Origin of the sequence: Sphingobacterium chungjuense (assembly GCF_011316935.1) — a bacterium.
GTDB classification, from domain to species: Bacteria; Bacteroidota; Bacteroidia; order Sphingobacteriales; family Sphingobacteriaceae; genus Sphingobacterium; species Sphingobacterium chungjuense.
Genome location: NZ_WLYS01000003.1, coordinates 335,529 through 347,627, shown reverse-complemented (window position 1 = coordinate 347,627; position 12,099 = coordinate 335,529). Strand labels below are relative to the sequence as shown.

The following is a 12,099-nucleotide window of genomic DNA, read 5'->3' as shown; positions in this document are numbered from 1 at the left end:
TTTTACAGAACAGACTACAACTAACGTGCTAAATAACTGGCTTTGACGGTAATATTTGCTGTTTTGCTACGTGAACTGGTATTGAATGCACCTCCGTAAGAATACTCTTCATTGTCATTCTGACCCGTTATCTGGAAAATTCCAAGATCCGCTTTTACCAATTGTCCTAGAGAAGTGGCCGATTCCGTCGCAATATTTTGAGCGCGCAATTTGGCGTTTTCTGACGCCTGAGAAATGAGTTGCAATTTTAGATCTTCCAATCCAGAAAAATAGTAGTTGGGAGCGTTAGAACTTAATTCAACTCCTTGTGAAATTAAACTGGAAATTTCTCGAGAAGCATTATCTACCTTTTCTAAATCTTTAGATTCTATACTCACTTGTTGCGAAAGATTGTATCCGGTGAAGGTATTGGAACTATTTCCTTGGCTATCGGTGTAGTAGTTAAATTCTCGACTGATATTGACCGCATTGAAGCGGATTTCCTTTTCCTGAATGCCACGCTGCAGCAGAAAATTTTTGACTAAATCCCGGTCTCTACCAAGCTGTTCAGACGCTCCACTCAAATCCGTAGATTTGCGACTGTAAGACGCAGACCATTTTACGATGTCGGATTCGAAGTCCATTTTAGCATTGCCGGTCACGTTGATTGTATTACTGTTATTGTATTTATACCGGTATGACGAGCCGAAGATCCAAGCCACACAAATGAGCGCAATGGCGCCAATAATACTGACAATAATGGGGGTGTTTTTCATAAGCATGTTTTTAATTGTGCCAAACTTGTTGCATTGCAATCATAAGCAAGTTAAACAAAAAATGCTATTATTGGGCTTCACAAACGGTCAACTTAACATTCACTATGAATAATTGGAGTAAATTATGTCTTGCACTCAGCACTTTTGTGAGTGTGCAAGCCGTAGCGCAAAAACCACCTTTGAATCACGATGTATACGATAATTGGAAGAGCATCGGTACAGCCAACTTGAGTAAATCGGGCAAATTGGTTTACTATACGATCACCCCGCAGGAAGGTGATGCTGTTTTAGAATTAAAAGATCAGAAAAATACGCTTTTGCTAAGCGTGCCACGCGGTGATGGTGCGAGTCTAACCAGTAATGACGCATTTTTTGTGGCAGGGATCAAGCCATATTTCTCCGCAGTTAGAGAAGCGAAGATCAAAAAGAAGAAATCAGAAGAAATGCCCAAAGATTCTTTGTTGGTATATAATCTGAAAAGCAAAGCTGCTCCACTAAAATATGCCGACGTGAAGTCTTTTAAAATGGCGCGAAATAGTCGCGAGTATGTCGCATTTCTTGCAGAAAGCAAAGCATCTGCACCGCTTGATACCATCGCTTCCAAGGATAGCACAGCCCTAGCCAAAAAAACTCCGGCAAAGAGTAAGACGAAAACCATATTGCATCTATTGCATTTGCCTACAGGTGATACGACCAACTTTGTTGGTGTGGATCAATATGAGTGGAGCGCAGATGAACGGCAGCTATTATTGAGTAAGAAAGGAGAGGAGAAGGATAGTGTTGCTGCGAGAGATGCAGGATTGTACATCTATTCTGTTGGTGACAAATCCTTGAAGAAAATTAGTCATGGTAAAGGCACGTATAAGCAGTTTAGTTTTTCGGAAGATCAATCGCAACTTTCTTTTGTAGCCTTCAAAGGGGATGACAAAACCTTGTCCAAAGAATACAAATTATATTATTACACAGCCGATCAGGATTCCGCACGATTGATCGGGCAACAAGCTACTGCTGGTGTTCCGCAAAATTGGTGGGTAAGCGGCGATGCACCGCTTAGGTTTAGTGAAAACGGGCAAAAATTATACATCGGTTTGGCGCCAATTCCATTGGTCAAGGATACCACGCTAGTAGAATTTGAGCATGCTAAATTAGATATTTGGCATTGGAAAGATGATTACTTGCAACCCCAGCAATTGGTCAATCTGAAACGCGATCAAACCAAAAGCTTCTCTGCCGTGGTGTATCCGCAATCATCTGCGACGATTATTCCTTTGAGTGATGAAACTTTCAATCGAGTCATCACGACAGATTCGGGTAACGAAGAGTGGGTATTGGTAACATCTGATTTTGGAAATCGTATTTCTTCGCAGTGGGATCTGGGCACGAAGTCGAATATCTATAAAGTATCGACCAAAACCGGTCAGCATAAATTGATCGCTTCCGATCTTAATGGGCAAGCCTATCTGTCTCCAAAGGCAGACTATGCTGTTTTCTTTGACCGTGCTACGGCAAGCTGGTCGAGTTATGACTTGGCAAACGATTCGAAAAAATCGTTGCACGAAGGTATTGCCGTAAGTTTTGTGGACGAGGAGAATGATATGCCGGCATTGCCAGGCGCATACGGTGTGGCAGGCTGGTCCAAGGATGGTCAAACGGTATATATTAATGATCGTTATGATATCTGGGCTTTTGACTTAGCAGGCAAACAGAAACCGTATACGATTACAAATGGTTATGGGCGGGATCAAAAAATCACATTCCGCGCCGTCAATTTGTCGCGCGAGGAGAATCCAAGATACCGCACGACCTATCTTTTTGATAAAGATCAATTCTTGGCGGCTTTTGATGAGACAACAAAAGAAAACGGTTTTTATAGTGTCAACGCAGGAAAGTCAAACCCTAAAAAGATCTTCATGCAGCCAAAAACATATCGTAAGGTGGAGGCAAGCGAGGATTTGGCACAGGTGATTTATACGAAAGAAGATTACCAGCATTCACCAGATCTGTATATTAACAGTGCGAAGATGGATCAGGAACGCAGATTAACCGATATCAACACGCAACAGGCAGGTTATAATTGGGGAACAGCAGAGCTAGTGCATTGGACTACACCAAATGGGCATGATGCTTCCGGCATTTTGTATAAGCCAGAAGATTTTGATCCGAATAAAAAATATCCAATAATTGCTTATTTCTACGAAAAACTATCACAAGGTTTATATACCTATCAAGCTCCTGCACCTACGCCTTCACGCTTGAATATTCCCTATTTCGTGAGCAATGGTTATTTGGTGTTTGCGCCAGATATTTCGTACGAGACTGGCTATCCAGGCCAAGCGGCGGAAGAATACATCAATTCGGGAATGCAGCACTTGGCACGTACCAATAGTTTTGTCGATTCGACAAAAATGGGAATCCAAGGACAAAGTTGGGGCGGTTATCAAGTAGCGCATTTGATTACGCGCACCAATATGTATGCTGCGGCTTGGACAGGTGCGCCTGTCGTAAATATGACTTCTGCGTACGGCGGTATTCGTTGGGGATCGGGGATGTCACGTCAGTTTCAATACGAGAATACACAAAGTCGTATCGGTCAGAATTTGTGGGAAGCGCGTGATCTATACATTGAGAACTCGCCTTTATTCTTCATGGATCGTGTAAATACTCCTGTCGTGATTATGCACAATGACCAAGATGGCGCTGTGCCATGGTACCAAGGTATCGAAATGTTTACGGCATTGCGTCGCTTGCAGAAGCCGGTGTGGTTATTGAATTACAATGGCGACGACCATAATTTGATACAACGTCAGAATAGAAAAGATATTCAGCAGCGCGAAGCACAATTTTTCGACCATTTCTTAAAAGGTAAGCCTGCTCCCGTTTGGATCACCTCGGGTGTGCCTGCAATCCATAAAGGAATCGATTGGGGATTGAGCATGTAACGTATTTTGATTCGAATATTATAAATGGGGAAAAGTAATTTTCCCCATTTTTAGTTTTAAAAAAAATAATTTTTTGTTTTTTTCGAGAAAAGAGCCATATTTACAAAAGAAAATGTGATGTGAAAGCATTTTTTTTATGCTGTTTAGCAATTTATTGCAAAATTAACTTTCAAAATATATGTCATTCTTACGGTTTCAATCTGTAAATTCAGCGGGTTCAAGAGAAATTAATCATGAGGGATATGCTGAGTCCAAAAAAGCCATAGCGATTTATGGTAAAAATGTATTCACGATAGACAAAATGCGTGACTACCTGCCAAAGACAACTTTTGTAGAACTCAAGGAGTCTGTTGAAGGGTCAAAACGCATTTCTCGCGAATTAGCAGAAGATATTGCGCAGGCAATGAAATCATGGGCTTTATCCAATGGCGCTTCGCACTATACACACTGGTTTCAACCATTGACAGGTTCAACGGCAGAGAAGCACGATGCATTTTTCGAACCAGATGGTAACGGAATGGCCATTGAAAAATTTACTGCTGATGCCTTGGTACAACAAGAGCCAGATGCGTCTTCTTTTCCAAATGGTGGTATTCGCAACACGTTCGAAGCACGTGGATATACAGCTTGGGATCCGTCTTCACCCGCTTTCTTGTTCGAAACTGGCGGTGGAAAGACTTTATGCATCCCAACAGTTTTTGTATCATACACAGGCGAATCATTAGATTATAAGGCACCTTTATTAAAAGCAGTTTCTGCGATTGATAAAGCAGCTACAGATGTAGCACAATTCTTTGATAAGTCAGTTAATAAAGTAACTGCTTCTTTAGGTATTGAGCAAGAATACTTTTTGGTCGATCTTTCGTTGTATAATGCGCGTCCGGATTTGCAATTGACTGGTCGTACCTTATTTGGCCACATGGCTGCAAAAGGACAACAGTTAGACGATCATTACTTCGGAGCTATTCCAGAGCGCGTATTAGCGTTTATGGTGGATTTGGAAAATGAAGCGTTGAAATTGGGTATTCCTTTGAAAACTCGTCACAACGAGGTAGCACCGACACAGTTTGAGTGTGCACCGATGTTCGAAGAGATCAACTTAGCGATTGATCACAACCAATTGTTGATGAACTTGATGGAGCAAGTGGCTAAACGTCATCACTTCAAAGTATTGTTGCACGAGAAGCCGTATAGTGGTATCAATGGATCTGGTAAACACAATAACTGGTCATTGATCACCAATACAGGGGTTAATCTATTAGCACCGGGCAAAACACCTAAAAACAACTTGATGTTCTTGACATTCTTTGTGAACACCATCAAGGCGGTATCTGCACATGCAGATTTGTTACGGGCATCTATTGCAAGTCACTCGAACGATCACCGTTTAGGTGCGAATGAGGCGCCGCCAGCGATTATCTCTATCTTCTTGGGGTCTCAATTAGATGATATCTTAGACGAAGTAGAATCAGCTCGCGTAGCGAAAAAGGTAAGAAATGAAGCCAACCTATGGCACGGTATTCCTAAAATTCCAGATTTGAAAATGGATAATACGGATCGTAACCGTACATCACCTTTTGCCTTTACTGGAAACAAATTTGAATTCCGCGCAGTTGGATCTTCTGCCAACTCGGCGTTGCCAATGACTATCTTGAATGCTATCGTGGCAAATCAATTGATCGAATTCAAGATCGAGGTAGATAAGCAAATCAAAAAAGGCATCAAAAAAGACCTAGCTTTATTGAATGTCGTTCGTCGTTACATCAAAGAATCTAGAGCGATTCGTTTCGAAGGAAACGGTTATAGTGATGAGTGGGCAGAAGAAGCAGCTACTCGTGGATTGTCTAATATCAAGTCTACGCCTAAAGCATTAGATGTATACGTAAGTGAAGAGTCGTTAGCACTTTTCGAGAAATTGGGCATCTATTCGAAGCGCGAATCGGAAGCAAGACATGAGATTTTGTTAGAGAATTTCTACAAGAAATTACAAATCGAAGCGCGTGTGATCACCGAGTTGACCAACAGCTTAATCGCTCCAGCTTGTTTCGCGTACCAAAATCAATTGATCGAAAACGTAAAAGGGTTGAAAGAGATTGGTCTATCGGCAGAAGCATATAGCTCACAGCGTAACTTCATCGAGCGTATCTCTTCACACATCAATATCGCTTTGGAGAAATCGGAAGCCATGCGCCAGGAGCGTAAGAAAGCGAACGAAATCGAGGATATCCGCGATCGTGCTATCGCATACGACGAGTTGGTAAAACCTTACTTCGATGAGATTCGTTACCACGTGAATAAACTAGAGAAAATAGTAGATGATAACAAATGGCCATTGCCGAAGTTGCGTGAGCTATTGTTCATTCACTAATCAACAGCATAACTAACTAACCTATCTATTACCCGAGAGCCACTTGCAACAGCAAGTGGTTTTTTTTGTGAAAGCCGATCGAGTAGGAGGCAGTAATATAAAGTCAACACATCGTAAATCGATAAAATTTGTATTTTTGCGCCTTGTATTGACCTAATTTTCTATGAAAAATAATCGATTCGTCTTTGTTGGGCTTGTTGCTTTCTTCTTACTGGGTGCATGCCAAAAGGATGATAACAATGTAATTCCAATCGCTGGCACCAGATGGTGTGCCACGCTGTCTGACGAAAAAAGTGATTACAAGTACCAAATCGAATTTTTGAAAAACAAACGCGCCAAGACACTTATGCATGGAAAAGTACGAGCAAATGCAGCATTACCCGGACTTCCGGTTGAAACTTTCGGCGCAGCAGAGTTTGATTATCAAGTGATGGAGCAGCCCATTGATGCGACAGATGTAAGGATATTATTGTCTGACACGGAAACTGGCTTTAGAGATACGCTAATTTATTATAGAGCAACAAAAAATGATGGTGCGGCTAAGATTGTAGGCAAACATTACACAGTCACCGTTCGAATAGGCGACCAGACCATACCAAATAACACACCTTCGTATGAATCAGCGACGATTACTTATTACGCTGGTGGCTGCGCCTTTTGAGAATTCCAGTAATTCAAGTTATAGCGCTCTAAACGGAGATATTTCCATAAAAAAAGAGGTATTTACATCGTAAATACCTCTTTCTATTTGCATCATCTATGATGATGACTTTATGTTGTTATTAAAACTAGCGAGCAGCTTCTAATTTAGCTTGAATCTCGTTGGCTTTATCTTCATCTTGGATGAAGTTATAATAACTTTTCAAGTTACTCAACGCGTTCGTGTTGTTCGGGTCTTTGCTCAACGCTTTCTCCAAATAAGGAACCGCTTTACCCATATCCGCTTTGATCGTTTCTACGCGCGTATTGTAGTCCGTATCAGATACCGATTTGTCACCGTTAAGATCCATAAGCGCTTGATTAGCCATGTTCATGATGATTGCCGCTGTGTTCAAGTTAGCTTCTACGTACTCAGGATCAATTTCTAACGCTTTTTTGTAAGATGCTAACGCTTTCTCATCGTTATCATTCGATGCATAAGCTGTACCTAAATAGTAGTGCAATGTTTTGTTGCCTGCATCACGCTCTAATTGACTCTCGATACCTGAAATAATTTTTTCCTCGTTGCCTGTGATCAGGTTCAGCTCGATGTTTTGCATCACGATATCATTATCCTCTGGGAAGGCTTTTGCAGCCGCATCAGCATACTCCAGCGCTTTGGTTGTATCACCTGTAGATAAGTACAATTTTGGCAGATCTGCTCTGATCATTCTATATTCGGAGTGATCTTCGTGTGGAAGCAACGCTTCATACTTTTTGATCGCAGTTGGGTAATCCTGTGTTTGGATTGCTGCTAATGCACCAAAGTAAATTAACGTCGTATCGCCTGGCATCAAAGCCAAACCTTTGTCAAACTCTTCTGCTGCGCCTTTGTAATTCTCTACTTTCCACTCCTCGTAACCTGTTGTTTGGTAGAAGTTGCGAAGGTTCACTTTTACAGCATTGATGTTTTCTTCATTCTTTTTGTCTGCATCTAATTCTGTTGCTTTCGCTAAACCAGTGATTGCTTTGTCGGCGTATTCACCATTTTTTTCTGCAAATGCCAAGTTAGAATAGATCAAAGAATACACCGTCCAAGTTTCTGGGTTATCCTTTGTTTTTTCGTGTGCAATAGCTTCCTCAATCGGCGCAATACCGTCTTTCAACATTTTTGCAGAAAGCTCACCTGCTTCTGCTCCTCCCAACTCTTCATATTTAGTATAGGCAGATTTCGCTTTTCTAAGATTACCGCTTTGTGCGAAGACTGTACTCATCGAAATCGCTAAGACTCCGGTTATTATTAGACTTTTCTTGATATTCATATTACGCTTTTGTTTGTTTAATGTTCTTCAAGTTTTCAATTCTATGATCTAGGTTAACAAAGAACGTGCCTAGTAGTTTTGCAATCTATTCAGAAGGAGGTTTACACGATCCAGTTGCATGTCGTCCTCTGCATTCTCATAATACATCGCTAGCGAACGCAAGGCATTGACTTCATGAGGACGTATTTCATTGGCTTTCAAGAGATAATTCTGTGCATTATTCTGTGCTTCTTGATCATCTTGATTCTCCATAAACTGTTGTAGATACAATAATCCTAAAGCCAAATTTGCCTCATAATTATTATCATTCAATTGTACCGTACGCTCATAAAATTGCTTCGCTTTGTCGATATTACCGACATTTTCGAATGAGAATCCAGCCAAGTAATTCAGATCAACATTTTCTGGTTCCATTTTAACCGCATGTTCGGCAATTGGCACAATAGCGTTATAGTTACCTTGCTGAGAATACGTTTCAATGAGTTTAAACAAGATTTCCTTGTTTTCAGGATAGTTAGCACTTCCTTTTTCCAGTATTTTGCGACGCTCTGTTGGTTGGTTATTCTTCTCGTATATCCGAGCCAGTTCCAAATATTGGATGGGTTGGCGCGAAGAAAGTGTGATAGCCTGCTGATAGTATGCAATGGCTTCATCGATACGATTGGTCTGGTTGGCCAACAACCCTAAGTTGTAGATGATATCTTCGTTTTTGGGCTGTAATTCTTTAACGCGTAAAAAATTATTGTAGGCCAAATCGTACTCCTGAGCTTGGAGAGCCTGATTTGCCTTGTACGTATAGGCAGCCGCAAGATTCTGCGTTACATAAGCCATTTCACTTTCGCGTGTGTTCTTTTCGCGATCACTTAAGCGCGCTAGGGTAGCGAGGGTCAGATCGATGGGATCTCTTTCGGTCTTTATCTTACGTGTAGAATCCGCATACGCGATAGAACTATAAATCATCACCCGCGTCAAATTGATACGCGTGTTAGAAGAATCTCTTCTAGTTTTGTATACGCCATCAATAAATTTTTTGGCGTTTTCCAAATGTTTGAGCTCACCAGTTTGCGTGTACAAAGCGAAGTTATTCGTCGCTTCTTTGACAGCAGACTGCCCAAAAGCAGATAACCCACCGATGGCTAGGCCAAAGGTGAGTATGTATTTGCTGATGTTATTCGCTTTCTTCATCATTTTCGTCTGAAACAGCATTATTTTCATTGTCTGGAGTTGCTACACCATCCTGATCTGCTACGAATCCTTCGCCGAGCTCTTCTCCTTCTTCTAGTTCCTCTTCACGAGCTACTTTAGTAATCGAAGCAATTTCGTCGTTCTCATTTAAGCGGATCAATTTCACTCCTTGTGTAGCTCTACCCATCACACGAAGGGTATCTACACCAATCCGTATCACGATGCCCGATTTATTGATGATCATCAAATCATCCTGATCGTTCACATCTTTGATCGCGACAAGTTCTCCGGTTTTGTCCGTTACGTTCAAGGTTTTTACCCCTTTACCGCCACGATTCGTTACGCGGTAATCTTCTACATCGGTACGTTTACCGTATCCTTTTTCAGAGACTACTAAGATGGTTGATTCTTCGCTATTATCAACACTAATCATGCCAACAACTTCGTCGTTATCGTGTGCTAAGCGTACACCACGTACACCTGTAGCGGTTCTACCCATTGGTCTTACAGTCGATTCGTTGAAGCGGATCGCGCGACCAGAGCGCAATGCCATGACGATTTCGCTGTTGCCATTGGTTAGGTTAGCTTCGATCAATTGATCACCTTCGTTGATGTTGATGGCATTGATACCATTAGCACGCGGACGAGAGTAGGCCTCCAGAGAGGTTTTCTTGATCGTACCTTTCTTCGTACACATGATGATGAAGTTGTTCTCCAAGTACTCCTGATCTTTCAGGTTTTTGACTTTGATGAATGCCTTGATCTTCTCGTCTTTTGGTACGTTGATGATATTTTGCAACGCGCGACCTTTAGATGTTCTCGAACCCTCAGGAATCTCGAATGCACGTAGCCAGAAACAGCGTCCAGCTTCGGTAAATAGTAACAAGTAATTATGCGCCGATGCCGTAATAATGTGCTCGGTGAAATCTTCTTCGCGGGTGCTGGATCCTTTCGAACCGCGGCCACCACGACTTTGACGACGGTATTCCGACAATGGCGTACGTTTCACATAGCTATTGTGCGAAATAGTAATGACAATCTCTTCATCATCGATGAAATCTTCCATGCGCATATCTTCTGCAGAATGCACAATCGCGGAACGACGTTCGTCGCCATATTTTTCACGGATTTCAATGATCTCGTCTTTGATGATCGTCATCCGCAGACCTTCGTCTGCCAATACTTGTTTCAAATATTCGATCGTTTTCATCAATTCGGCATATTCCTCTTTGATCTTGTCGCGTTCTAGTCCTGTCAGACGGCGCAAGGTCATATCCAAAATCGCTCTCGCTTGTAGGTCGGATAAGCCAAATTTCTCCATCAAACCTACGCGTGCATCTTCTGGCGTATCCGAAGCACGAATCAATTTGATCACTTCATCTAAGTGATCTAGCGCGATCAAATATCCTTCTAGGATATGAGCCCGTTTTTCTGCTTCTGCCAACTCGAATTTGGTGCGGCGTACCACCACGTCATGACGGTGCTCCACAAATTCGTGAATCATGTCTTTCAGATTCATCAATACCGGGCGACCTTTTACAAGGGCGATGTTATTGACAGAGAAAGAAGTTTGCAAAGACGTATATTTAAACAAGTTGTTCAATACGACGTTTGCATTGGCATCCCGTTTTACTTCGTATATAATACGGATATCTTTCGTGGATTCGTCGCGAATCTCCGAGATACCTTCTAATTTCTTTTCATTGATCAGGTCTACTGTCCGCTTAATCATATCGGACTTGTTGACCTGATATGGGATCTCAGTAACTACGATAATTTCTCTACCGCTGCTAGTTGCTTCAATCTCCGCTACGGCACGCATCACAATACGTCCACGTCCCGTTTCAAAAGCATCCTTTACCCCAGTATAGCCGTAAATCAATCCGCCGGTAGGGAAGTCAGGCGCTTTGATGTGTTGCATCAATTCGCTGATTTCAATATCACGGTTGTCGATATAAGCGACCGTACCGTTTAGCACTTCTGTAAGGTTGTGCGGCGCCATATTCGTAGCCATACCAACAGCAATACCCGAAGCACCATTGACCAAAAGATTTGGAATACGCGTAGGTAATACCGTAGGCTCTTGCAACGAGTCGTCAAAGTTCAGTTGGAAATCAACCGTGTCTTTGTTGATGTCAGAAAGCATCTCTTCGGCAATCTTCCGCAAGCGCGCTTCTGTATAACGCATCGCTGCTGGTGGATCACCATCGATAGAACCGTAGTTACCTTGTCCGTCGACCATCGGATAACGCAAAGACCAAAATTGAGCCATACGTACCATCGCATCATACACTGAGGTATCGCCATGCGGGTGATATTTACCCAGTACATCACCAACGATACGCGCTGATTTCTTGTACGGCTTACTGCTGGTAACGCCCAAGTCTAGCATGCCATACAACACACGACGGTGAACGGGTTTCAATCCGTCTCTAGCATCGGGTAATGCACGGGATACAATCACCGACATCGAATAATCGATGTACGCTGATTTCATCTGATCCTCAATATTTATGGGGATGATCCTGTCGTTAGCAGGTACTAAATTATTTTCGTTTTCTGTTTCTTCAGCCATATTATTGGGTTACATACTAACTAATATTAACGCTCTAAATAGTGTGGGCGCAATCGTGCGAAGATACGGATTTTTTTTGCTATCCTATGAATAAATACCCCCTCAAATAATGCTTGTTTATAAATGCTAATTAATAATTTCCCTTTTGAATGTATTATTAATAATAAATCATCTGATTAGTTGATTCATTTTCAATGAATGAGTAAGTTTTTTGTAAAAAATAAACTATAATCAAAATTCTGTTGTGAACTCAATTATAAATCTAGTACATTTGTCGCATTAATTTTAATTCACGTTATCCATACAATTAAGCATT

General features: G+C 41.7%; 7 protein-coding genes. 3 read left to right on the top strand and 4 right to left on the bottom strand.

Translation table 11 applies throughout. From position 1 onward, the window contains the following. Positions 1–20: 20 nt before the first annotated feature. Positions 21–755, bottom strand: a complete 735-nt coding sequence (locus GKO22_RS09205; RefSeq protein ID WP_166334359.1) for an SIMPL domain-containing protein — start codon at positions 753–755, stop codon at positions 21–23. Positions 756–859: 104 nt separating this feature from the next. Between GKO22_RS09205 and GKO22_RS09200 the strand changes: the two genes are divergently transcribed. The 3 genes from GKO22_RS09200 to GKO22_RS09190 all read left to right on the top strand — a co-directional run bounded on the left by GKO22_RS09200 (position 860) and on the right by GKO22_RS09190 (position 6,723). After that, positions 860–3,694 carry an alpha/beta hydrolase family protein gene (locus tag GKO22_RS09200; protein ID WP_166334357.1) on the top strand — a complete coding sequence of 945 codons (2,835 nt, stop codon included), beginning with the start codon at positions 860–862 and terminating at the stop codon, positions 3,692–3,694. Positions 3,695–3,872: 178 nt separating this feature from the next. After that, positions 3,873–6,062 (top strand): glutamine synthetase III family protein, encoded by a 2,190-nt coding sequence (locus tag GKO22_RS09195; protein ID WP_166334355.1) that lies wholly within the window; start codon positions 3,873–3,875, stop codon positions 6,060–6,062. Between the two features lie 163 nt (positions 6,063–6,225). Beyond that, on the top strand, positions 6,226–6,723 hold the full coding sequence (locus GKO22_RS09190) for a hypothetical protein (protein WP_166334353.1): 498 nt from the start codon (positions 6,226–6,228) through the stop codon (positions 6,721–6,723). Between the two features lie 127 nt (positions 6,724–6,850). Here the strand turns inward: GKO22_RS09190 and GKO22_RS09185 are convergent, their stop codons facing one another. From GKO22_RS09185 to gyrA, 3 genes are all read right to left on the bottom strand, one after another. Beyond that, on the bottom strand, positions 6,851–8,023 hold the full coding sequence (locus tag GKO22_RS09185) for a tetratricopeptide repeat protein (RefSeq protein ID WP_166334351.1): 1,173 nt from the start codon (positions 8,021–8,023) through the stop codon (positions 6,851–6,853). Positions 8,024–8,092: 69 nt separating this feature from the next. Further along, positions 8,093–9,211 (bottom strand): tetratricopeptide repeat protein, encoded by a 1,119-nt coding sequence (locus GKO22_RS09180; RefSeq protein ID WP_166334349.1) that lies wholly within the window; start codon positions 9,209–9,211, stop codon positions 8,093–8,095. After that, entirely contained in the window at positions 9,192–11,783 is a 2,592-nt protein-coding gene (gene gyrA / locus GKO22_RS09175) for a DNA gyrase subunit A (RefSeq protein WP_166334347.1), read from the bottom strand. The genes GKO22_RS09180 and gyrA overlap by 20 nt, the downstream gene beginning before the upstream one ends. Between the last annotated feature and the right edge of the window lie 316 nt (positions 11,784–12,099).